Annotated in this window: 25 protein-coding genes; 1 reads left to right on the top strand and 24 read right to left on the bottom strand. The window is 68.7% G+C overall.

Annotation, left to right across the window (positions count from 1 at the left end):
• Positions 1-13: 13 nt before the first annotated feature.
• From PQB87_RS23185 to PQB87_RS23125, 13 genes are all read right to left on the bottom strand, one after another.
• On the bottom strand, positions 14-1,258 hold the full coding sequence (locus PQB87_RS23185) for an NAD(P)/FAD-dependent oxidoreductase (RefSeq protein WP_489243966.1): 1,245 nt from the start codon (positions 1,256-1,258) through the stop codon (positions 14-16).
• Positions 1,255-2,217, bottom strand: coding sequence for a VOC family protein (locus tag PQB87_RS23180; protein ID WP_489243965.1), 963 nt, complete (start codon positions 2,215-2,217; stop codon positions 1,255-1,257). The genes PQB87_RS23185 and PQB87_RS23180 overlap by 4 nt, the downstream gene beginning before the upstream one ends.
• Positions 2,218-2,235: 18 nt before the next feature.
• Positions 2,236-3,726, bottom strand: coding sequence for an aldehyde dehydrogenase (locus tag PQB87_RS23175; RefSeq protein WP_489243964.1), 1,491 nt, complete (start codon positions 3,724-3,726; stop codon positions 2,236-2,238).
• A gap of 72 nt (positions 3,727-3,798) precedes the next feature.
• Complete coding sequence (locus PQB87_RS23170; protein WP_489243962.1) at positions 3,799-4,626, bottom strand: aspartate dehydrogenase; 828 nt, start codon at positions 4,624-4,626, stop codon at positions 3,799-3,801.
• A complete protein-coding gene (locus PQB87_RS23165) occupies positions 4,619-6,286 on the bottom strand; it encodes a thiamine pyrophosphate-binding protein (RefSeq protein WP_027789377.1) in 1,668 nt (555 codons plus the stop codon). The genes PQB87_RS23170 and PQB87_RS23165 overlap by 8 nt, the downstream gene beginning before the upstream one ends.
• A complete protein-coding gene (locus tag PQB87_RS23160) occupies positions 6,279-7,076 on the bottom strand; it encodes an SDR family oxidoreductase (RefSeq protein ID WP_489243960.1) in 798 nt (265 codons plus the stop codon). Before PQB87_RS23160 ends, PQB87_RS23165 begins: the two co-directional genes overlap by 8 nt.
• Entirely contained in the window at positions 7,073-7,930 is an 858-nt protein-coding gene (locus PQB87_RS23155) for an IclR family transcriptional regulator (RefSeq protein WP_489243959.1), read from the bottom strand. The genes PQB87_RS23160 and PQB87_RS23155 overlap by 4 nt, the downstream gene beginning before the upstream one ends.
• Positions 7,927-8,823: an alpha/beta fold hydrolase gene (locus tag PQB87_RS23150; protein ID WP_489243957.1), complete on the bottom strand. Its 897-nt coding sequence runs from the start codon at positions 8,821-8,823 to the stop codon at positions 7,927-7,929. The genes PQB87_RS23155 and PQB87_RS23150 overlap by 4 nt, the downstream gene beginning before the upstream one ends.
• Positions 8,824-8,841: 18 nt before the next feature.
• On the bottom strand, positions 8,842-9,369 hold the full coding sequence (locus tag PQB87_RS23145) for a cupin domain-containing protein (protein ID WP_021161513.1): 528 nt from the start codon (positions 9,367-9,369) through the stop codon (positions 8,842-8,844).
• A gap of 33 nt (positions 9,370-9,402) precedes the next feature.
• Positions 9,403-10,173 carry an SDR family oxidoreductase gene (locus tag PQB87_RS23140; RefSeq protein WP_027789381.1) on the bottom strand — a complete coding sequence of 257 codons (771 nt, stop codon included), beginning with the start codon at positions 10,171-10,173 and terminating at the stop codon, positions 9,403-9,405.
• Positions 10,166-11,236 (bottom strand): aromatic ring-hydroxylating dioxygenase subunit alpha, encoded by a 1,071-nt coding sequence (locus PQB87_RS23135; protein WP_059697603.1) that lies wholly within the window; start codon positions 11,234-11,236, stop codon positions 10,166-10,168. The genes PQB87_RS23140 and PQB87_RS23135 overlap by 8 nt, the downstream gene beginning before the upstream one ends.
• Before the next feature lie 54 nt (positions 11,237-11,290).
• The gene (locus PQB87_RS23130; RefSeq protein ID WP_059686077.1) at positions 11,291-11,602 is read right to left on the bottom strand and encodes a recombinase-like helix-turn-helix domain-containing protein; all 312 of its coding nucleotides are present in this window, start codon (positions 11,600-11,602) and stop codon (positions 11,291-11,293) included.
• Position 11,603: 1 nt separating this feature from the next.
• On the bottom strand, positions 11,604-11,921 hold the full coding sequence (locus tag PQB87_RS23125; RefSeq protein WP_021161517.1) for a non-heme iron oxygenase ferredoxin subunit: 318 nt from the start codon (positions 11,919-11,921) through the stop codon (positions 11,604-11,606).
• Between the two features lie 445 nt (positions 11,922-12,366).
• On the opposite strand from PQB87_RS23125, the gene PQB87_RS23120 reads away from it, so the two are divergent.
• On the top strand, positions 12,367-13,446 hold the full coding sequence (locus PQB87_RS23120; RefSeq protein ID WP_042976372.1) for a porin: 1,080 nt from the start codon (positions 12,367-12,369) through the stop codon (positions 13,444-13,446).
• Between the two features lie 103 nt (positions 13,447-13,549).
• Here the strand turns inward: PQB87_RS23120 and PQB87_RS23115 are convergent, their stop codons facing one another.
• From PQB87_RS23115 to PQB87_RS23065, 11 genes are all read right to left on the bottom strand, one after another.
• Positions 13,550-14,443: an IclR family transcriptional regulator gene (locus PQB87_RS23115; protein WP_042976374.1), complete on the bottom strand. Its 894-nt coding sequence runs from the start codon at positions 14,441-14,443 to the stop codon at positions 13,550-13,552.
• A gap of 268 nt (positions 14,444-14,711) precedes the next feature.
• Entirely contained in the window at positions 14,712-15,191 is a 480-nt protein-coding gene (tecA, locus tag PQB87_RS23110) for a type 6 secretion system effector deamidase TecA (RefSeq protein WP_021161519.1), read from the bottom strand.
• 101 nt (positions 15,192-15,292) lie between these two features.
• Positions 15,293-15,784 carry a YbaB/EbfC family DNA-binding protein gene (locus tag PQB87_RS23105; RefSeq protein ID WP_111942957.1) on the bottom strand — a complete coding sequence of 164 codons (492 nt, stop codon included), beginning with the start codon at positions 15,782-15,784 and terminating at the stop codon, positions 15,293-15,295.
• 58 nt (positions 15,785-15,842) lie between these two features.
• Positions 15,843-17,276, bottom strand: coding sequence for a Do family serine endopeptidase (locus PQB87_RS23100; protein ID WP_489243954.1), 1,434 nt, complete (start codon positions 17,274-17,276; stop codon positions 15,843-15,845).
• Positions 17,277-17,352: 76 nt separating this feature from the next.
• Entirely contained in the window at positions 17,353-17,712 is a 360-nt protein-coding gene (locus PQB87_RS23095) for a hypothetical protein (protein ID WP_489243952.1), read from the bottom strand.
• Positions 17,713-17,757: 45 nt separating this feature from the next.
• Positions 17,758-18,633, bottom strand: coding sequence for a hypothetical protein (locus tag PQB87_RS23090; protein WP_489243951.1), 876 nt, complete (start codon positions 18,631-18,633; stop codon positions 17,758-17,760).
• 8 nt (positions 18,634-18,641) lie between these two features.
• A complete protein-coding gene (locus tag PQB87_RS23085; protein WP_489243950.1) occupies positions 18,642-19,532 on the bottom strand; it encodes a peptidylprolyl isomerase in 891 nt (296 codons plus the stop codon).
• A 44-nt stretch (positions 19,533-19,576) separates the two neighbouring features.
• Entirely contained in the window at positions 19,577-19,981 is a 405-nt protein-coding gene (locus PQB87_RS23080) for a hypothetical protein (RefSeq protein WP_489243948.1), read from the bottom strand.
• A 26-nt stretch (positions 19,982-20,007) separates the two neighbouring features.
• A complete protein-coding gene (locus PQB87_RS23075) occupies positions 20,008-20,595 on the bottom strand; it encodes a YbjN domain-containing protein (RefSeq protein ID WP_059588530.1) in 588 nt (195 codons plus the stop codon).
• A 59-nt stretch (positions 20,596-20,654) separates the two neighbouring features.
• Positions 20,655-21,353 (bottom strand): hypothetical protein, encoded by a 699-nt coding sequence (locus PQB87_RS23070; protein WP_489243946.1) that lies wholly within the window; start codon positions 21,351-21,353, stop codon positions 20,655-20,657.
• 12 nt (positions 21,354-21,365) lie between these two features.
• Entirely contained in the window at positions 21,366-23,177 is a 1,812-nt protein-coding gene (locus PQB87_RS23065) for a putative porin (RefSeq protein WP_175829869.1), read from the bottom strand.
• Positions 23,178-23,185 lie beyond the last annotated feature (8 nt).

Raw genomic sequence — 23,185 nt, 5'->3', positions numbered from 1 at the left:
TTTCGTCGCCCGGTCAGGCCAGTGTCTTGCTCGTGTCTGCCAGCGCTTCCGTATCCACTGCCCGGCCCTGGTTCATCCACTTGCGCGCGAGCTTCAGCTCACGCGCGTTGTTCACGGCGATGACACCTCTCACATGCCCTTCGCCCACGAAAAACAGCGTCGCGCGTCGCGCGGCAAGCTCGCCGCGCACGACGAGCTGCGCATCGGCCGGCAGATCGCCGAGGATCTGCAGGTTCACGTCGTACTGATCCGACCAGAACCACGGAATCTCCACGTACGGTGCGCGCACGCCCAGCACGGCCTTCGCGGCCGCGATCGCCTGGTTCTGCGCATTGGCCCACGATTCGAGCCGCACGCGCCGCTTCAGCCAGCCGTTGTGATGGTTCGCGACGTCGCCGCACGCGAAGATCGCCGGGTCGCTCGTCGCGCCGAATTCGTCGACGACGATGCCGTCGTCGATCGCCAGCCCCGCGTCGCTCGCGAGCGACGCGTTCAGCGCGAGGCCGATGCCGGCCACCGCGAAATCGGCGTCGATCGTCGTGCCGTCGGCGAGCGTCGCGCGTACCTTCGACGCGTCGTCCGGCTGTGCGTCGAGCGACGCGAGCGCCGCGCCGAGCCGCACGTCGACGCCGTTCGCGCGATGCAGGTCGAGCAGGAAATCCGACACGATCTGCGGCACCGAGCGGCCGCACAGCCGCGGCGCGCCTTCGACCACGACCGCCTCGACGCCGAGCTTGCGCGCGGTCGCCGCGACTTCGAGGCCGATCCAGCCGCCGCCGATCACGAGCACGCGCCGGCTCGCGCGCAGCTTCTCGCCGAGTGCGGCCGCTTCGTCGAGCGTGCGCAGGTAATGCAGGTTCGGCGTCTTCACGAGCGCATCCGGCAGGCGGCGCGACGTGCCGCCGGTCGCGATCACGAGGCGGTCGTATTCGATCTCGCGGCCGCTTTCGGTGCGCACCACGCGGCGCGCACGGTCGATCGACGCGGCGCGTTCCGGCTGCCACGCCTCGACGTTCAGCGCGTCGAATTCGTCGGGACGCACGACGCGCACGGTTTCGATGTCGGCGTCGCCGGCCAGCACGGCCTTCGACAGCGGCGGCCGCTCGTACGGCAGATGCGGCTCGTCGGCGATCATCACGAGACGGCCCGCAAAACCTTCCGCGCGCAGCGTCTTCAGCACCCAGCCGGCGGCCTGGCCGCCGCCGATCACGACGACCGTGCCCGGCGCGGCGTGCGCCTGTGCGTTCTCTTCGCTCACGATTTGCGCTCCGTCATGAACTTGCCTTCCGGCGCCTTTGCGTGCTTCTGCCGGCGCGTGTTGCCGTCGAGGCCGCCGTCGACGGCCCATTCGGCGAACACGGTCGGGCCCGGTTCGAATTCGCGCGGCTGCCACTCGGGCGTCAGCATGTCTTCGTCCGCGTAGTACTCGATCAGGCCGCCTGCCGGGTTCTGGAAGTACCAGAAGTACGCGGACGACACCGGATGACGACCCGGGCCGAGTTGCGTTTCCCAGCCGCAGCGGTCGATGTGCAGGCCGCCGCCGAACACTTCGTGGATGTCGCGCACGGTGAACGCGACGTGGTTCAGGCCGCGTTTGGCCGTAGGCAGCGCGAGCAGGAACAGGTCGTGGTGGCCGCCGTGCGGCGCGCAGCGCATGAACGCGCCGCGGCCCGGGTAGCGGTCGGACGTCTCGAAGCCCAGCAGCTCGTGATAGAACTTTTCCTGCGCGTCGAGGCAGTTCGTGAAGAACACGACATGCCCGACCTCGACCGGCTCCGCACGCGCATAGATCGGGCTCGGCTGGTCGACGCGCAGCGTCCGGCCCCACACGTTCGACGGCGAGCCCGTGATGTCGAGTGCGCGCTTGCGCGTGACTTCGATGCGGATCGCCATCCCGTTCGGGTCGATGCAACCGAGCGCATCCTTCCGCGCATAAAAGCCGGGCTGGCCTGCAAGCTTGCCGCGCAGCGCGTCGAGTTCCTGCTGCGTCGCGACGCCCCACGTGACTTCACGCAGCGTCGGGCCCGCTTCGAACGCGGGCGGCAGCGCCGGGTCGTCGGCCTTGACGACCAGCACGGTGCAGCCGTTCAGCGTCTCGAAGCGCGCCTGCGTGTCGTCGTGCTCGACTTCCTTCAGCCCCCAGTCGGCGAAGAAGCGCCGGCAGGTGGCGAGATCGTCGACCCCGTACGTGATCTGCTCGATTCCCAGAATGCTCATTGCGTTTTTCCCCTTCGCTCAGTTCGCCCACGGCAGCGGCGCGTCGTTCAAGCCCCAGTAGAGGCTCTTCTGCTGCATGTACTCGCGGATGCCGAGACGCCCCTTCTCGCGGCCCATCCCGCTCTCCTTCCAGCCCGAGAACGGCGTGGAGATCGAGAACAGCTTGTACGTATTGATCCAGACGGTGCCCGTCTCCAGCGCGCGCGCGATGCGCCACGCGCGCTTGTAGTCGCGCGTCCAGATGCCGGCGGCCAGGCCGAACACGCTGTCGTTCGCCTGCGCGATCAGCGACGCTTCGTCGTCGAACGGCATCGCGACGAGCACGGGGCCGAAGATTTCCTCCTGGCAGATGCGCGCGCTGTTCGGCAGGCCTTCGAGAATCGTCGGCTGATAGAAGAAGCCGTTCTCGCGACCGTCGCCCGACGGCCGCTCGCCGCCGCACAGCAGGCGGCCGCCTTCCTCGAGGCCGAGCGCCACATAGCGCTCCACCGACTCGCGATGCTTCGCGGTGATCAGCGGCCCCATCTGCGTGTCGGGGCGCGTCGGGTCGCCCACGCGCAGCTTGCGTGCGCCCGCGACCAGGCGCTGCATGAATTCGTCGTACACCGCGCGCTGCACGAACAGCCGCGAACCCGCGATGCACGCTTCGCCCGACGAGCTGAAGATGCCGTACAGCACGCCGTTCACTGCATGATCGAGATCGGCGTCGTCGCACACGATCGTCGGCGACTTGCCGCCGAGCTCGAGCGACACGGGCATCAGCTTTTCCGCAGCGATGCGCGCGATGCTGCGGCCCACCTCGGTGCCGCCCGTGAACGACACCTTCTTCACGAGCGGATGACGCACCAGCACGTCGCCGATCACCGAGCCCTTGCCCGGCAGCACGCTCAGCACGCCCTTCGGCACGCCGGCCTCCTCGCAGATGCGGGCCAGCGCGAGCGACACGAGCGGCGTGACCTCGGCCGGCTTGAGCACCACCGCGTTGCCGCCGGCGAGCGCCGGCGCGAGCTTCTGCGCGTCGGACGCGATCGGCGAATTCCACGGCGTGATCGCCGCGATCACGCCGATCGGCTCGTGCACGCTCATCGTCAGGTAGTCGCCGCGCGACGGCGTCAGTTCCTCGTCGAGCGTTTCGAGGCACGCCGCGAAATAGCGGAACGTGTTCGCCGCGCTCGCCACCAGCACGCGCGTCTCGCCGATCGGCTTGCCGTTGTCGCGACGCTGCAGGTTCGCAAGCGCCTCGTGGCGCTGCATGATCAGGTCGGCGATGCGGTACAGCACCTGCGCGCGCAGGTGCGGCTTCAGCCCGGCCCAGTCGGCGCGGCGCCACGCGGCGTCGGCGGCCACGACGGCTTCGGCCGCGTCTTCCGCGTTCGCCGTCGACACTTCCATGTTCAGCGACTGGTCGGCCGGATAAATGCTCGCGTAAGGCGCGCCACGGCCGCGCCGCCACTCGCCGCCGATCAGGATGTTGCCGTCGGGCACGAGGCTCGTATCGAAAGGAGTCATGTCACAAGTCCCACAAATCTGTCTCTGCACGTCCGCCCTCGCGGTGGCGCGGGCAGACATTCAATGGCCCGGTCAGATCACGCAGCGGGCCGCGCGGTTGCGCAGCGCGCGGATCGCGCTGTACGCCGTCAGCGCGGACGTCTTCGGGTTGTCGGGCAGCGGCTTGCCGCTCATTTCCAGCGACATCTCGCCGAATGCGCCGCGCGCGGTGATGCGGTGCACGTTGCGCTCGACCGCCGGATCGGCGATCAGGCGCACGTGCGTCGCGTCGAGGCCGAGGCCCGCGAGCGCCACGGTGGCCGCGACGTTCGCGTTCTTCGGATACAGGCGCGCGGCGTCGCGCGCGGTGCCTTCGAAGATCACCTTCGCCTCGCTCATCGCGCGCAGGTCGCACATCCCCTCGGCGGGCGTGCCGAGCCAGCCGAGCAGCGGCTTGCGGCCCACGTACAGCACTTCGTCGAGGCCGCCCTGCTTCGCGGAGGCCAGCGCGTCGATGCCGCCGATCGCGCCGGACAGCAGCGTGACCGTCGCGTCGCCTTCGTTGGCCGCCTGCGCGAGCACGTCGAGCAGCGCGAGGTCGGACAGCGCGCCGATCGACGCGACCGCGCAATCGGTGCCTGCCTTCAGCAGCGGCACGACGTGATCGACGAGCGCGCTGTGGCCCGCGCATTCGAGCGCGAACTCGGGGCGGCGGGCCAGTGCGTCGACCGACGACACGACCTCCACCGCGCCGCCCAGCACGCCCTGCACCGCCGCGCGCTGGTGTTCCGGCACGATCACGTGCGCGACGCGCAGCGACGCATCGTGCTCGACCGCGTGGTACACGGCCGCACCGATCGCACCGAAGCCGATCATCACGACGTCGACGGGGGCGTGGGCCCGCTTTTGCCCGTTAAGCATACTGGCGCTCCGTCGGCGCTTCCTTCTTCACCGGCGGGCCCGCGAACTGCGATGCGAACGAGCCGACCGACAGCATGTCGACCTCGACCATCACCGGCCCTTCCTTGGCCATCCCTTCGCGCACGATCGCCTCGGCGTCGTCGAGCGACGTGATCCGGTAATGCGTGAGGCCGAAGCTCGCGCAGAACTGCGCGAAATCGGGCTGGTGCAGCTGCACGAAGCAGCGGCGGCCGCCGTAGTGCGCGTCCTGGATGTTGCGGATCACGCCGTAGCACTGGTCGTTCATCAGCACGATCATCACGTTCGCGTTTTCCTGCACGGCCGTCACGAGCTCGCCGACGTTGACCATCAGGCCGCCGTCGCCGACCAGGCAGACCGTCTTCGCCGCCGCGCCCGCGAGCGCCGCGCCGATGCCCATCTGGATGCCCTGGCCGATGCCGCCGCCAAGCGCATGCACGCCCGAGCGCGGCTCGAAGATCTTCAGCAGGCGGTTGCCCCACGTGCTGTTCGAGATCGTCACGTCGCGCACCCAGTTGTAGTCGCGGCCGACCGCACCCTGCAGCGTGTCGACCAGCTTCTTGTACGGCCCGAGGCCCTTCGACACATCGGCCACCGCCTGCTCGCGGGCCGCCGCGAGATCGGCGGCGAACTGCGGATCGACCGACAGGCGGCCTTCGAGCCGGTCGGCCAGCTCGGCCAGCACGCGCTTCGAATCGCCATGCACGAACAGCTCGTTGCGATAGCCACGGTTGTCGGCGAGTGCCTCGGCATCGACGCGGAACAGCGGCTGCGGCAGCGCGAGCTTGTACTTCAGCGTTTCGTTGCCGCGCAGGCGCGAACCGACGACGACGAGCGCATCGCAGGTCTTGTAGAACGCTTCGACGGACGCGTGCACGTTGAACGCGCCGAGCGTCGCCGGGTGATCCTCGGGCAGCACGCCACGGCCCTGCACGCTCGTCACGACGCCGAAGCCGAGCTTCACGAGGCGCTCGACTTCCGCACGTGCATGGCGCGCGCCGCCGCCGAGCCACAGCAGCGGACGGCGCTTCGCCGCGAGGGCATCGGCGAGCTTCGCGACGCGTGCGGAATCGTGCTCGCGCACCGTGACGTGCGCCGGTGCGAGGTCTTCCGGCCATTCGATTTCAGCTGCCTGGATGTCGATCGGAATCTCGACCGACACCGGGCCCGTCGGCGCCGTCTGCGCGATGCGCACGGCTTCGCGAATCGTCGGCAGCACGGTTTCGACGGTGCGCACGCGGAAGGCGGCCTTCGAGATCGAGTCCAGCATCGACAGTTGATCCGGCGCTTCGTGGATATACGCGAGATCCTGGTCGAGATACGGCGTCTCGATCTGCCCCGTGACGTGCAGCAGCGCGGTGCCTGCCGTCAGCGCCTCGACCATCGCGCCCGCCGCGTTGCCTGCCGCCGTGCCCGTGCTCGTGAACGCGACGCCGAGGCCGCCCGACACGCGGGCCAGGCCGTCGGCCATGTTCAGTGCACCGGCTTCGCCGCGTGCGCCGACGTACCGGATGTTGCCGCGTGAGTTGATCGCGTCGAGGATCGGCATGTTGTGGATCGAGATGACACCGAATGCGGTCTTCACGCCGCACTGCTCGAGAAAGGCGGCAATCAGCTCGCCAACCGTGGTTTTTTCAGACATGGCGTGCAAAGCCTCCAGAAACGTCGATATGGCTGCCCGTCGTGTAGGACGACAGATGCGTTGCGAGATAAAAAAGTGCCCAGGCTGCCTCGTCGGGCTTGCCGAAGCGGTTCAGCGGAATGTGCTTCGTGCGGGCGATCGCGCCCGTCCAGTCCTCCCAGCTTTCGCCGGCCTGCGCCTGCGCTTCGTAACGGCGGCGCCACTGGCCCGACTCGACGATGCCGATCAGGATCGAGTTCACGCGGATGCGCTGCGGCGCGAGTTCGTTCGCGAGCGACTTCACGAGGCTCAGCACGCCCGCGCGCGCCGACGACGTCGCGACCATGTGCGGCTCCGGCTGCAGTGCGAGCAGCGAGTTCACGCAGGTGATCGTCGGCGCCTGCGCATCGCGCAGCAGCGGCAGGAACGCGCGCGTCGGGCGGATGATGCTGAAATACTTCAGTTCGAGCTCGTCGCGCCACGCGTCGTCGGTCGTGTCCGCGAAGGTCGACACGCGGCCCTGGCCGGCGTTGTTGACCAGCATGTCGGCGCGGCCGAAGCGTGCGGACACCGCTTGCGCGAACGCGGCGACGTCATGCTCGTCGAGCACGTTGCAGCGCGCGGCGAGCAGTTGCGCGCCCTGATATTTTTCGTCGAGCATCGCCTCGGCGCGCGCCAGGCGCTCGCCGTCGCGGCCGCAAATCGCGACCGATGCGCCTGCCTGCAGGAACCGTTCGGCGGTCGCGAGGCCGATGCCGGACGAACCGCCCGTCACCACCGCCACCTGCCCGGTCAGATCGATCTGGATCATCGGAGTCCTAATGCTTTCATAAACGTGTGCTCGTCATCCGAGCGGTAATTGAGCCGCCGCGACAGTTCCGCCGCCGCGCGCTGCACCTTGTCGATCAGCCCGTCCGCGATCAGCGCCGCGTCGATTTCCGGCCGCGGCACCGTCACCGTGATGCACGCGACGATCTTCTGCGTCTCGTTGCGCACCGGCGCCGTGACCACCGAGATGCCGCGCTCGAACGACGAATTGCTGACGCCGTAGCCGCGCAGCGCATCCTCGCGGATCACTTCGTACAGTGCGTCGACCGTTTCCGGTGTCGCGTTCGTCATCCGGTTCAGCGCGCCTTCCGGATACAGCGAGCGCAGCTCCTTCAGCGACAGGTCGCCCATCAGCACGTGGCCGTGCGTCGTCGCATGCGCGGGCAAGCGCGTGCCGACGTTGACGCGGATCGAGCTGAACACCGGCGACTGGCTCTGCGCCTTCGCGACGAACACCACGTCGCGGCCGTCACGGATCACGATGTGCGTCGTGAAGCCGGTGGCGTCGCGCAGGCTCTCGATCACGGGCAGGCCGAGATCGGTCAGCTCCAGCGAGCTCAGGTATTCGAAGCCGAGCCGCAGCACGGCGATGCCGAGCTTGTAGTTGCGATCCTTGTCCGCGCGCTCGAGGAAGCCGAGCGATTCGAGCGTCTGCAGCAGGCGGAACACCGTCGTGCGCGGAATGCCGAGCCGCTTCGACAGCTCGGGCGCACCGAGCACGGGCTCGCGCGGCGAGAATTCGGCGAGGAGCCGCAGCCCGCGTTCGAGGCCGGGCACCACATAGCTGGCTTCGGCCTTGTCGTTTTCGGGTTCGGGTCGTTGCAGCGGTTCGTTCATGCCAGCCCCCGCTGTTGGTCGCACTGACGGCAGAACGAGTCGATCAGTGCGGAATAGACGGCCGGAGCCTCGACATAACCGGCATGCCCGGCTTGCGGAATCACCTGCAGCCCGACGTGCGCGGCCGCGGCGATCCGCTCGCACGCGGCGGGCGGCGTGATCGCGTCGTTCGCGCCGACGGCCACGGCCGTGCGACCGCGAAAACCGGCGAGATCGGCCGCGAGATCGGCGTTCGCGAGCAGATGCGTGGCCTGCGCATAGCCGGCCGGCACGATACGCGCCATGTTCCAGCGCACCCACGCACGTGCCTCCTCGTTCGCGAAACCGGACAGCATGTTGCCGCTGCGCTGCTCGGCGAGCCCGGCCGGGCCGAGTTCGGCGAGCATCGCGAGCCGCGCGTCGCGGCGCGATTCGCGCGTTTCGGCCGGTGCGCTGCCGTAGCCGCCCGCGGGCGACACCAGCAGCAGGCCGGCGATCCGCGCGGGCATCACGCGGGCGAGGCCGCCCGCGACGATCGCGCCGAGCGAATGGCCGACCAGCACACAGCGTTCGATGCCGAGTGCCTCGAGCCACGCATTCAGCGATGCCGCGTAATCGGCGGCGGCCGGCGACGCGCCGTGCACGGGCGTCGACACGCCGTAACCGGGCGCGTCCCACGCGAGCACGCGCCGCGACGCGCCGAGCGTGTCGAGCTGGCTGACCCACGATGCGGCGCCCGAGCCGATGCCGTGCAGCAGCACGACGGGCAGCGCACGGCCCGCATGCTGCGCGCCGGCATCACGGTAACCGATCGTGCCCGCCGCGCCGGCCGCGCAACGCTGCTCGGGAAACTGCCCGAGCAGCGCGGCGAACACCGCGGTGCGGTCGCGCTCACGTTTGTCGATGACACTCATTGCTTCACCCGTCCCGTCTCAGCGCTTGATCTTCGCGAGCGGCGAATCGGGCGGATACGTCGGCGTGACCGGCTTCGGCGAACCGAGCATCACGCACATCAGCGCATCTTCCTCGCCGATGTTGATTTCCGTGCGATACACGCCCGGCGGCACCGAGATCAGGTCGCGCTCGCCGAGGATCGCTTCCCACGTCTCGCCGTCGCGCTCGCAGATCACCTTCATCTTGCCGCGCAGCACGAAGAAGATCTCTTCCACGTCGATGTGGATGTGGCTCGGGCCGATGTTGCCGGCCGGGATGACCATCGTCGAGAACGTGAAGTTGCCGGCCGGCACCGTGTTGACGTCCTTCGCGACGCCCGTGCCGCCCGTGCCGACGTAGCGCATCTGCGCGCGGCGGTACTTCGGGTCGTAGTCGGCCTGGAACTTCAGTGCGTCCCAGTCGTAGCGCCGCGTCGCGTAGCGAGCAACGCGCCCTTCCATCCAGTCGTTGAAGCTTGCGCCTTCCGGCTGGTCCCACGACTTGCGTTCGAGATCGGCGTCCGCCATCGTCCTCTCCTTCATCAGAGTGAAAACTTCAATTCAATTCATTACGAAGCCGCCGTTCACCGGCAGCAGTTGACCCGTCACGAAGCGCGCGCCGTCCGACAGCAGGAACAGCACGGGGCCCGTCACGTCGTCGGGCACCTGCGCGCGCGTCAGCGCACGGCCCTGCATGTAGAACGCGTGGCGCTCGGCCGGCACGTAGGCGGTCGCCTCGACTTCCGTCAGCCCCGGCGCGATTGCATTGACCGTCACGCCGTGCGCGCCGAATTCGCGTGCCTGCGCGTGCGTCATCGCGATCACCGCGCCCTTGCTCGCGACGTATGCGAGCAGCTTCGGCGCGCCCCACAGCGCGGTGTCCGATGCGAGGTTCACGATCGCGCCGCGCCCCGACTGCGCGAGGTGCGGCAACGCCGCATTGCTGACGAGCCACACGCCGCGCACGTTCACGTTCATCACCGCGTCCCAGGTCGACACGTCGAGCTCCGTCGACAATTTGCCGCCCGAGTTCGTGATCGCCGCGTTGTTGATCAGCGCGTCGATGCCGCCGAGCGCCGCCGCGCCCTGCGCGACGAATGCGTCGACGCTCGCCGGATCGGCCAGGTCGAGCGTGAAGAAAAACGCGGTGTGGCCGGCTTGCGTGAGCTGCGCGGCCAGCGCGCGGCCTTCTTCGGCGAGCACGTCGCCGAACGCGACCTGCGCACCCGCCGCGACCAGCGCCTTCACGAACGCCGCGCCCAGCCCGCGCGCGCCGCCCGTGACGAGCACGCGGCGCCCCGGCAGCGACACGACCGGAGCAAGCTCAGCCATTCGAGGGCTCCGCCGCGGCCTGCGCCGCGCGATGCGCGTCGAGCGCGGAAAGATGCTCCTGCGCACGCTGGCGCAGCATCCGGCGCACGCGCGTGATGCCGACGTCGTGCTGGTACAGGTATTCGTGATCGCGCGCGTGCGGCGCGAGGCTTTCGAGGACGTAGCGGTCCTGCTCGAGCACATCCCAGTGCAGCCCTTCGAGGCGGTTGCGGTACATGAAGCGCCACACGTCGCGCTGCCAGCCGCTGACCTTGCGCGTGCGCCAGAAATAGACCTGGCAGTTGTCGCCGTCGACCGGCGTCGCGAAGCCGATGATCCCGAAGTTGCCGCCGGGGCCGAATTTCTGCTTGTACGGAATCGCGAGGCGCATCCACAGGCAGCCGGTTTCGCCGAGCTCGACCCAGTCGAAGTTCACGTCGCGCTGGCCGATCTTCTCGAACATCAGGCCCGTTTCCGTCTTGCGCACGCGCATGTCGGCCTGCTTGTCGCCTTCGGCCATCGAGTGCGACGTCGCGTGCAGGTACGCGCCGTGCATCGGGTCCATCACGTTGTCGATCGCGTACTGGTAATTGCACTTCCAGTTCGATACGCACAGGAAGTGGCCGTATTCGTCGGCAACCAGTTCCTCGGGCAGGTTCAGCGGCGCCGGCTCGCCGTGCGCTTCATCGCCGAACCACAGGAAGATCGCGCCGGCCTTCTCCTCGACCGGATACGACTTCACGCACTTCGTGCCTTCGAGCGGACAGTTCGACACGGCCGGCACGCGGTTGACCGTGCCGCCGCCGTCGACTTCGATGCCGTGATACCAGCACGCGATGTTGCCGCCGAGGTTCCAGCCGAGCGACAGGCGTGCGCCGCGGTGCGGGCAGCGATCTTCGAGTGCGTGAACCTTGCCCTCGTGATCGCGCCACAGCACGATCTGCTCGGACAGGCGCGTGAGGCCGACGGGTGCGTTCGACACCTGCCAGCTCGGCGCGACGGGATACCAGTAGTTCTTGATGCCGCGGTCGAGATAGTCACGGACCGGGTCGTGTTGGACTGCGTGTTGTACGGGGGACGTCATCAGTGTGCTCCGGATGCGGTTGTCGTCGGGTCGGCGGTCACGCGCTCGGCGCGGTCATTCCGCGAGCGAGGCCATTTCGGCGCGGAAGCGCTCGGCGGTCCACGCGGTGCCGTCCGGTGCGCGGAAGCCGATGCGGTTCAGGCCCGCGACGACATCGTCCAGCTCGATCGCGCCGGCTTCGAACACGCGCTCGAGCGCATCGCCGAGGTCGTTTTCGTACTGGGTCGGGGCGGCCTTGCGGTTCTGCCAGACCTGGTTCTCGACCTGGCCGGGGATCTCGATCTGCCCCTTGCCCGCGACGTTGTTCGGCTGCGGCGCCACCCACGGCTTCAGGAAGGGATTGAAGTTGACGGTCGCTTCTTTCATGTCATTCCACCTTGATCTGGATTTCCTCGCCGGCAAGGCGCACCGCGTACTGCTTCAGCGCGCGCCCGCCCGGACCCTTCAGGCATTCGCCCGTCCTGATGTCGAACACGGCCTCGTGCAGCGGGCATTCGACCGTGCCTTCGTCGACGAACCCCTGCGTCAGCAGCGCGTACGCATGCGGGCACACGTTCTCGAGCGCATACACGTCGTCGCCGACGCGGTAGATCCCGATTTCGACGCCGTCGGTCCGCTTGAACTCGATCGGCGTGTCTTCCGACAGCGCGCCGGCGTGCCCGGCGCAAACCCATTGTTCAGACATCTCACACCCTTCCTTCTGATCGACTCTCGGTTTGTTCAGATTTGTTCCATATCCGGAACAGCAGTTTATGGATGGTGATTATAGGAGCGACTTTTCACGAGTAAAACAAAAAGCTGCACGCCCTAGGGAAAACACCGACCATCGGGTCGGCAGTTACTTCCGCCTGCCTTGCCAAATGTAATTTTTTGTTGTGTAGCGGGCATTTACGGCCTTTTTTCGGGCGTCGTGCACCGCAACCGGGCACCGTCACGAATTCCATCCGTCCCGAAAAAATTATTTTTGATACGGCGCTCGACGCCCCTATACTCCATTCCATCAGAGGCACGTTGTTCCTTGTATGGAACATAAAAAATGCCCGCTCGATGGCGAAGACGCGCAACGGCAGGCCGTTCCCGCGCAGGCCGCCACGGCACGTTTTCATCAGGTTGGAGATTCAGGAGATCAAATGGTCAAGCATGCGGTAGCAGCAACAGTGATCGGATTGGGCGCCGTGTCGGGCGCGTGGGCGCAGAGCAGCGTGGTGCTGTACGGCAGCATGGATGCGGGGGTCGCGTACGTGAACAACGTCGGCGGCCATGCGAAATGGGCGATGATCCAGGGCAATACGCAGCCCGACCGGTGGGGCCTGAAGGGCAAGGAAGACCTCGGCGACGGCCTGTCGGCGATCTTCCAGCTCGAAAACGGCTTCTATACGAACAACGGCCAGTTCGCGACCGCGAACACGATCTGGAACCGCGCGGCCTTCGTCGGCCTCAGCTCGGAACGCTACGGCACGCTGACGCTCGGCCGCCAGACGCCGCTGTCGTTCGACTATCTCGATCCGCTCAGCACGGCCTACCTCGCGATGAGCTGGTATGCGTTCCACCCCGGCAACATCGACGGGCTCGCCGCGACCGGCAACGTGCCGTACAACAACGCGGTCAAGTATCGTTCGCCGACCTTCGCGGGCTTCTCGGCCGCGGCGACGATGGCGCTCGGCAACACGACGAACTTCTCGACCGGCAAGTCGGTCGGCGTCGCGCTGAACTATGCGAACGGGCCGTTCAAGGCGTCGGCCGTGTACTCGAACGAGCACGACCGCTCGATCCTGATCAGCACGACCGGCATCACGTCCTTCCAGGGGCAGAACACCGCGAACGGCTATATCGCGAACAAGGTCGAGAACATCGGCGCGGGCGCGTCCTACCAGTTCGGCGACTTCCTCGTGCATGGCCTGTACACGCGCACGAAAATGCAGTCGAACGGCTATTCGGACACGTTCCAGAGCTACGACGCGGGTGTGAACTATCGCAGCAGCGCGTTCAACACGATCGCGGGCGGCGCGGCAACCACGACGCTGGCCGGCCGCCGCTGGACGCAGGTCGAACTCGGCGACATCTATTCGCTGTCGAAGCGCACGCAGCTTTATGCGAACGTGCTGTACGAGCATGGTTCGGGCGGCGCAAAGGCCGCGTTCTTCACGGCCGGCGTGTCGAGCACCGCGAACCAGGTGGTCGTGCTCACCGGGATCCACCACTCGTTCTGAACGGCGCCGGGCAGTCGGTGCCTGAAATGAAATGAGGGGCCCGCGGGCCCCTCATTTTCTTGATTGCGGTGCCGCGTGCGGCGGCCCGCCCGACAAGTCGGCGTCAGAACATCGCGACCTTGTGGCGCGCGTGCGCGAACGTCGGGTCGCTTTCGAGCGGACGATAGTTCAGGCGCTGGGACAGGTCGACCGCCGCGCCGCACACGGCTTCGACGAGCCGTTCCTTCTCGCCGGCCTCGCCGATCTCCGAGCGCGGCACCGTCGCGGTGATCGCCGCGACGATCGAGCCCGAATGATCGCGCACGGGCGCCGTGACCGCCGAAATGCCGCTCTCGAACGCCGCCTCGCTGACCGCATAACCGAGCCGTGCGTAATGGCGCACACGCTCGTACAGTTCGTCGACGGTGCCCGGCGTGCGCTCGGTGAACTGTTCGAGTTTTTTCTCCGGATAGAGCTGGCGCAGTGCGTCGCGCGTCAGGTCGCCCATCAACACGTGGCCATGCACGGTCGCATGCGCGGGCAGGCGCGTGCCGACGTGCACCTTCACCGAACCGAACATCGACGCGTTGCTCTGCGCCTTCGCGACGAACACGACGTCGCGCTGGTCGCGGATCAGCAGATGCGTCGACAGGCCCGTCGTATCGCGCAGCCGCTCGAGCACGGGCGTGCCGAGATCGGTCAGTTCGAGCGAATTCAGGTATTCGAAGCCGAGCCGCAGCACACCGACGCCGAGCCGGAAATAACGGTCGCCGTTCACGCGCTCGAGGAAACCGAGCGCTTCGAGCGTCTGCAGCAGGCGGAACGTGGTCGTGCGCGGAATGCCGATGCGCTTCGACAACTCGGGCGCGCCGAGCACGGGCTCGCGCGCGGAGAATTCTGCGAGGATCCGCAGCCCGCGTTCGAGCCCCGGCACCAGGTAGGACGATGCGCCGCCGGACGATTCGTCGTCGCCGGGCGCCGCGGATTCAGGCGCGTCGCTCATCGTTGTCTTGGCCATGTGGACATGGACGGAAGGAAATCAATCACGAAACGGGTCATGGATCGTCGTGGGCAGGCGGCCATGCGACCCCGGCGTGCACGCGGGCTCGCACCCGCGTGAATCGCCGCGGCGCAGCATGCGCTTCCACGGCCCCACGAATAGTCATTCACGGTCGAGAGGATAGCAGCGATGGACAGCGCGGCGCCATGCGGAAATCGCCGAACGACGCGATGCCGGCCGTGGGCGCGGCGCGCGGCGGCCGGCGTGGCAGCCGAAGCCGCGCCGCCTACAGGCGCGACAGGTGTACCCGGATGTTCGCGCGGTCATACGTGAATCCGCCGGCCGCGTCCGGCTCGAGCACCCGCGCAAGGTCGACCGCGTACATCCAGCCGCTGCCGAGACGGCCCCCGTTGATCGCCCGGATCCGGCTGCCGCCGACGGCGATCGCGGCATGAAAAACGGTGCCGCCCCGCGAGAAGCCGACCGCGGTTCCGGCCGGAATGCTCGCGCGCCCGTCCCATTCGCCGCCGGTCTCGAAGTTGAAGCGGGTCCGCCAGTGCTGGCCGATCGTGTCGAGCAGCGCACCGGGCGCGATCATCGCGTCGCTACGCAGCAGATACCGGACATAGGCCGCGGCGTCGTAACAGACGCCGCCGGACACGTACTCGTTGATGTCGGCCATGCCGAACATCAGCGCCTGCGCGTGCTTCTGCCGTTCGGCGAAACCGGATTGGGCGACATGCCCGCCTAACTGGCTCAGTTGCATGGGTGGCTCCTCGTGAAGAAGCAGGACGTCATCGTCCTGCCGACGCAATAACGTCATATGTTATTACGATATCCGGCCACGCCCGCATTCCGGCCCGGGCGTCACGGCATGCGGGCGGCCGATGCCGGCGCGGCAGCGGCCGCATCGGGATTCGGCGCGAGCCGCAGGCGCACGCGCAACGGCTGCAGCATGTCGGGCGGCGGTGGTTCCACCAGCGGGCCGGCCGTGAGCAGTTGCCGCAGTGTCGCGTCTGCATCGGGATCGCCGAGCGACGCGAATTCGACACGCGTGACGGCGCCGTTCGGGCCGATCCACGCGCGCACGACGATCGCGGGCGGCGGCGCGGCGGCGCTCGCGTTCAGCACGCGCGCCTCGAGATAGCGGTGCAGCCGATCGGCCGCATCGCCATCGGCTTCGAGCCAGGTCTGGAACTGCTGCCCGGCGAGCTGTCCGTAGCGCATCCATGCCTGCGGCACGTCGGCCGTCTGCGCGACGGCCGGTGCAACAGCCGGCGCGATACCCGGCACGAGCGCCCACGCGACGACGATCGCCCGCCACCCGCCGGATACGCGCCATTCCTGCCTTCGTTTCATCCCGCCTCCCGTTTCGACGATGAGCCGTCGTGCCGCGTGACATCGCCCGCTCAACCGCTCAACCGATCTCGATCGGCACATACAGACGCGTGCCGCCGCGCTGGACGAGCAGCGCGACATTGCCGTGCGCGGCATCGATCTCGGTCATCAGCGCGCCGATGTTCGCGACCGGCGTGCCGTTGACCGACAGCACGATATCGCCGGCCTGCAATCCCGCGCGCGCGGCCTGGCCGCTCGCCTGCTCGACGACGAGCGCCTGGCCGACGCCGAGCCGCTGGCGCTCCTGCTCGGTCGCCGCGCGCAACGCGAGCCCGAACCGCGCGGGCCCTTGCTCGCCGCTTGCCGGTGCCGACCCGCTGTCGAATGCGGCGACGGTCGCGATCACGTGCCTCGCCCTGCCCGCGCGCCACACCAGCAGGTCGGCTTGCCGCCCGGCCCGCATGAGCGCGACCGTGCCGAGCAAATCCGCCGATTCGGCGACCGGCTTGCCGTCGACGGCGAGCACGACGTCGCCCGGTTGCAGGCCCGCGTGCGCGGCCGGGCCGTCCGGTTCGACCATCGTGATCAGCGCGCCGTCCGGGCTCGCGAGGCCGAACGAACGCGCGAGTGCCTGGCTCACCTCCTGCACGGCCACGCCGAGCCGGCCGCGCGTGACCTTGCCGGTGCGCAGCAGCTGGTCCTTCACGTCGAGCGCGATGTCGATCGGGATCGCGAACGCGAGCCCCTGGTAGCCGCCCGTCTTCGAGAAAATCATCGAGTTGATCGCGATCACGCGGCCGCCGAGATCGAACAGCGGGCCGCCCGAATTGCCGGGGTTGATCGGCACGTCGGTCTGGATGAACGGAATCGCGCGCTCGCCGGGCAACGCGCGCGATTTCGCGCTGACGATGCCCTGCGTGACCGTGTTCGCGAACCCGTACGGCGAACCGATCGCCATCACCCAGTCGCCCACCTCGGTGCGTGCCGGGTCGCCGGTCGCGACGACCGGCAGGTCGTGCGCGTCGATGCGGATCACGGCAACGTCGGAGACGGGGTCGCTGCCGATCACGCGCCCCTTGAACTGCCGCTTGTCGGTCAGCTTCACGTCGATCGCGACGGCGTCGCCGACCACGTGCCGGTTGGTCAGGATCACGCCGTCCGCACTGACGATGAAGCCGGAGCCGAGGCTCACTTCCTCGCGATTGCCGATCACTCGCCGCGCGAGAAACGGCGCGAGCGGATGATCGGGCGCGATGCCCGGCGGCAGCTGGATGCCCATCTGCGTGACTTCGCGCGTGACGCTGATGTTGACGACGGCCGGGCCGACGCGCCGCACCAGCACGGCGAAGTTCGGCAGCGTAACGGCCGGCGCAGGCGATGCGGCAACCGGCTGCGCCGGCCGCTCGGCGGCCGGTGCCGGTGTCGTTGCACCGGCGCACGCGCAGGTCAGCGCCAGCCCGCCCGCCATCGCTCGCAGCACAACCGCCCGGTTCGTGTGCCTGCCCGCCTTCATGTCGCTGCTCCTCGTCGGTTCGCGCCGGAACGCCGCCGGCTCATCGATACGCGCGCGGCACGCCCGGCCGCACGCATTACTTCGGCGGCACCGCGACCGGCGCATCCGGCCGCTGCGGCGTTACCGACCGGCCCCAGTTCGAGCCGAACCGGTTCCGCTCGGTCGACAGGTTGAACGTGCCGAGACGGTTCGACGGCTGCTTCGACAGTCGCTCCGCATCCGTCTGCGATGCGCCCGCCTGCGGATCGGCCTTCGGCTTCAGTTGCTGGCTCAGGCAGTCGTAGGACAGCGCACGCTTGCCGTCGACTTCCGCATCGACGCACACCGGCTTCGTGGCCGCCCCCGCGCTCGCCGCCGCGCGGCCGCCCTGTGCGTGCATGCCGGTTGCCACTAGCAGGCAGACGATCGTCGCGCTTGCGCTTCGTCGCATCTTCATGCGCGCTCCTTCAGAAAGGACTCCATGGCACCCGCGCTGCGGCGGTCACACGTTCGTGCCCGGCGCCGACGCGCGCGCCAGGAAACGCGCGAACGCCGCGCGATCGGCGTCGTCGACGGCCGGCTCTTGCGCATCGACCCGCTGCGCCCAGGCGTCGCGCATGCCGTCGACCGGCTGCCACGCCTGCACCTGCGCGCCGGTCGGATACGGCGTGACGAGCGGCTCGCGATAGTCGACGCGAAACAGCGACGGCGCGCCGTTGCCGGCCGCCCACAGATCGCCGACGTCGCGCACGCTCGCGTCGAACCAGAATCGCACCCACCGCACGGTCGGCGCGCGCACGTCGACGCCCGGCGCATCGGCGCCCGGCGCATCGGCGCCCGACGCATCGGTTCCCGAAACATCGGCGCCCGACGCGTCCGGCACGCGCATGAAACCGGCCAGCACGAGCAGCACGGCCGCCAGATCGTCGTCGCGCAACATCCGGTACGACCAGAGATCCGCGACGTCGACACAGGCGATCACCGCGATGAAGCGCCCGATCGTGAGCGCGGGCCACGCGCGCCGCATCAGTGCGTAATGACGCGCCCAGTGCGCCACGAAGCGCTCGCGATGCCGGGCGGCCACCTGCACGTCGCGCGAGCCGCGAATCGTCAGGTCCTCCGGCTGGTACTGGCGCGTGGTGAGCACGCACTGCGCGGAGCATCGCGCGCTCCGGTGCCGCGCGTAACCGCCCGCACCGGGCAACGGCTCCAGCGCGCCGAAGCACAGCGGGCAATGCGTGGGCCACTCGCCGGGCCGGCCCGGCCACGGGTTCGCTTTCGGCATGCGCGGGCGGTCGGCGGCCGCGGCCGGGCGGCGGCGGCCCGGCGTGCGCGCGTCGGGTGCGCCGACGCGCGGTGTCGAACGGACGGTTCCCATGCGCGCGCCTACCGGGCGGACGTGAGCGCTTTCTTCAGCGCGTCTTCGTTGATCGGTGCGTTCGCGGCGAGCTTCGCGAGATACGCCTGCGCATTCTGCTGCGTGCGCTGCGCGCGCAGCATCGCGCGCAGTTGCTCCTTCACGTCGGCCAGCGGGCGCGGCGCGGCCGCGCGAACGTCGATCAGCTTCACGACATGAAAGCCGGCCGGCGTCTGGATCGGCGCGGAGACCTGGCCCGGCTTCAACGCGTCGGCCGCCTGACGGAGCGCCGGCACCATCAGCTGATCGGGCACGAACCCGAGATCGCCGCCGTTCGCGGCGCTCGCCTTGTCCTGCGAATTCGCCTTCGCGAGCGCCGCGAAATCGCCGCCGCGCGCGCGGCTCGCGAGATCGGCCGCCTGCTTGCGCGCCTTGTCGAGCGTCGCGGCATCCGCGTTCGGCGGCACCGCGATATAGATCTGCGCGACGTGCAGCGCGCGCGGCGCGGTGAACGCGGCGCGATTCTTGTCATACGCGGACTGCAGCTCCGCGTCCGACGGATAGTCGGCCGGCGGCGCATTCGCCGACGCCAGGTAGCTGCGCACGACGATGTCGCGCTGCGCCTGTTCGACGGCCGCCTGCACCTGCGCCTGCTTGTCCCAGCCCTTCGATTTCGCCTCGGCCAGCACGGCCTTCTGCGCGAGCGTCGAACGCACGACCTGGTCGAGCGCCGCGGGATCGGCCGCGAGACGCTCGCGCCCTTCCGGGCTCACCGACTTCAGCAGCCCCGCGATATCGGCCTGCGTGACCGATGCCTGAGCGGCATTCGCGATCACGTCGTCCTGTGCGTGCGCAATGAACGGCGCGCCCAGCACGAGACTGCCTGCCACCGTCGCCAGCATCTTCATCTTCGTCATCATCGTTCGACTGCCCTCTCGATCGTTCCTGAATTGCGGACGCCGCGTCAGCGCGCGTCCGTCAGCGTCATGCGCAGGACGAGCGGCTGCGCCATCCCGCGTGGCGGCGCCGCGCCGACCGCCCGGCCGACGAGTGCGGCGTGCAGCGCCGCGTCGAGCGCCGCTTGCCCGGCCGCACCGCTGTCGATGCGCGTCACGTGCCCGTACCGGTCGAGCCACGCGCGCACCGGCAGCACGGGACGGTCGTCGCCCGCATCGGCCCGTTCGCCGGCCCAGCGCTCGATGCCGGCGCGCAGGCTGCAAACCGCCGCGTCGTCGCTTTCGTCGTCGAGCGTCGCCTGCAGCCACTGCGCGATGCGCTGTGCATACGCGCCCCACGCGGCGGGTACATCGCCCGCGGCCGAGGCTTTCGCGTGGTGCCGCGCGCGGCCCGGCAACCACGCACGCAGCATGGCGCCGATCCGGCTGCCGGCGCGCGTCACTGCGCGGCAGCCTCGACTGCTGCCGTGGCCGCTCCGGCGGTCGATGCGCGTGCCTGGTCGCCGGCCGCCGCACGCGCCGCCGCTTCCTGCCCGGCCATCGCGGGACGGTTGCGCAGGTGCAGCAGGAATTCCTGGATCAGCCGGTCCCACAGCTCGATCGTCGAGCGCAGGTAGCGCTCGGACACGCCGCCCGCGACGATCACGTCCATTTCCAGCGCGAGAAACTGCCCGTGGCTCGCGAGACGCGCGAAGCGCTTGGTCCGGTTCCAGTCCGCGACGAGCTCGGCCGGCAATTCACCCTGCACCTGCAGCACGCACGACAGCGTGTAATCGATGTACGGCAGCGCGGCGGGCGTTGCATCGGCACCCTGCGGCGCGAGCGCGGCAGCCGGGTTGCCGAAGCGCACCGCGAAGCCGATGCCCTGGCTCGCGCTCATCAGCTGCACCGCGCCGTTCTGCTCGGCCGCCGTCACGCGATAGCCCGCACGGCGCAGCACGTCGGCGAGACGGTCGGCGCTGATCGCTTCGATCGGCGCGTCGTGTGCCGCGCGTTCGTCGCCGGCGTTCGGTTGCTTGTCTTGCATGTCTGTCTTCCCCATGTTCAACGAATCGATCGGTTCAATCCCGGTTGCGGGCCGCGCGCTCACTGCGCGTTCGCCGAAGCGGCCGAAGCGGCCGACGCCGACGCCGGTGCCGGCGCGGCGGCAACCGGCCGCGCGGCCGGATCGTACTTGCCCGCGTACAGCGCATCGCCGTAGCGTTGCGCGAGGTCGTCGTACTTCACACGCGCCGACTGCGCGAACGGCTGACGCGACGAGAACAGCGTGCCGATGCCGACGTGCTCGTACGCGTCGAGAATCTCGTGCCCCACGCGATACAGCTCGGCATTGTGTGCCTGGCAGGTTTTCAGCTGCGTGTCACGCGCGGCGACGTCCTTCTGCAGTTGCGTGTGCTGCGCATCGCGGGCTCGCGACACGGTCAGCAGGTCCTCGTAGGACGATTTGTATTTCGCCAGCGACTTCGCGTCCTGCTCGCGGCCCGCCCGTTCCTGCGCAAGCGCGCGCTTCGCCGCGGCCTCGGCGCCCGAGTCGCCGCGCGCGGCCGCCAGTTGCCCCTGCATCGCCTTCAGTTGCGCAAGTGCGTCGTCGCGCTGCTTCTCGGCCGCCGCCTTGTCGCTCTGCAACTGCGCCTGGCTGTCCTGCAACTGGCGCAGCTCCTGCACGGTCGAGCGCAACTGGCTGCGCAGCTTGTCCTCGATGCTCTGCGCATGCGCGCCGCCGGCCGCGGACAGCAGCGTGCCGGCCAGGGCGGCCGCGAGCATCGTGCGAGTGGTCGTATTCATCCCCGGCTCCGGTCAGAAGCGAGCATTCAGCTCGATCTGCAGCACGTCGATCGATACCGGCGGCCCGTACACTTCCTTCGAGCTCAGGTAACGGGCCGACACCCACGTGTCCCGTGCAACCGCGTAGGCGGCGCCGAGCACGTAACCGCGCGCGTTGGTGCCGCCCAGGTGGAAGTCGGGATCGTTGAACGCGTCGAGCACGGCGTCCGGCTGCAGGTACTTGTATGCGATCGAGAAGTTCCACTGGCCCTTCTCGCGCGGCTCCGGCTCGCCGAATGTCGCCTTCGCGAGGAAGCCGTTCGGGCCGCTGCGGTAGTCGGCACGCGTCGCGTTGACCGACGTCGACTCGTAGTTGTTGACCGGCAGCGACGCCCCCGCGAACGCCTTGTTGTCGTTGTACGCGAGGTTGCGCACGTATTCGCCGTCGAGGCGCAGCTTGAAGCGGTCGGCGACGACCGTATCCCACTGCGCCTTCAGGTCGAGTAGCCGGTAGTTGTACGCGAGACCGAAAAGCTGCGGCTGCGGCGTCATCCCCGGCGCGAGGTTCGGGTTCTGCACGATGTTGCGCAGCGCGATCAGCGTGTTGCCGCCCTGCATGAATGCCGGCGCCTCGTTGTCGGTGCTGCAGCTCGTCGCGCCGAGATACAGCGCGCACGGCGACGACAGCGTGCCGCGCATGTTCTGGAAGTCGTAATACGCGACGGCGCCACGCAGCCGGTTCTTCGCATCGATCTTCCAGTCGGCGCCGAATTGCGCGCCGATCATCCACTTCGTGTCGCTGCCGGCCTTGTCGGTGCTGTTCGACGGGAAGTTCTCGCTCGTGTACTGGATCGGGAACACGCCGAGCGTGCCGAACAGCGTGACGTCCGGATTCCACGGCAGCGCATGGCGCAGGTTCGCGGCGAGCCCGTCCATCATCAGGTCGTCCGAGAACACCAGGTCCGACTTGAAGAACGGGTTGTCGAAACGGCCGGCCGTCAGGTTCAGCCACGACGTCGGCCTGTACGCGAAGAACGCCTTGTTCAGCCAGATGTTCTTCTTCCCCCAGCCGCCCCCGGCCGTTCCCGTCGTCGAAACCGGGCCGTTGTCGTTGCCGCTCGCGAGCTGGAGGCCGGCGATCATCTCGTCGGACAGCGTTGCCGTCACGCCGAGCCGCGCGCGGTAGCGCAGCAGGTTGTTGCGGTTCTGCGTGGTGTTCTGGGTCGGCAGCTGCGTCGTGTTGGTGTTCGAGTTGATGTCGAACCCGTTGCCCTGGTTGATCGCCGCGAAGTTCGTCACGTTGTTCGCGTTGCGGCTGCCGTAGAAGTGATACTCGTCACGCACGCGCAAGTCGCCGTCGAGCTTGATGCGCGACACCCAATCGGGGAACGTGTTCGGCTGCGCCCAGTTCTCGGCCTTCGCCTGCGCGACGACTTCCTGTTTCACCTGGTCGCGGATCTGGTCGCGCACGAGCTGCGGCACGTACGGCACCGCGACGTCGCCCGGCTGCGTCGGCGGGTTGACCACGCCGCCCGCCACGACCGGCGCACCCGACGCGCGTGCCGACCGCGCCTGCATGGCCTCCGTGCGTGCCTCGCTGATCAGCTGGTTCGCGTTCTGCTGCGTGAGCACGCCGCGCTTCACGAGCAGGTTGATCAGGTTGATCACCACGCTCTCGGTCGGCGCGGCTTTCCCCGATGCCGCCTGCGCCTCGAGCGATTGCCCGTGCGCGGCGGACGCGCACGTCAGCCCGAGCATGACCACGGTGGCACTGACACGCGAGCGCCTCGTCTGCAGTCCTTCGTTGCCGTCACGCTCACCACAACTTCTCTTCTTCCGAATCATTCCAGCTC

The organism is Burkholderia sp. KL41 (genome assembly GCF_057005415.2).
Note: the sequence above shows the minus strand (reverse complement) of the source record. Positions and strands in the feature narration are given on the sequence as shown.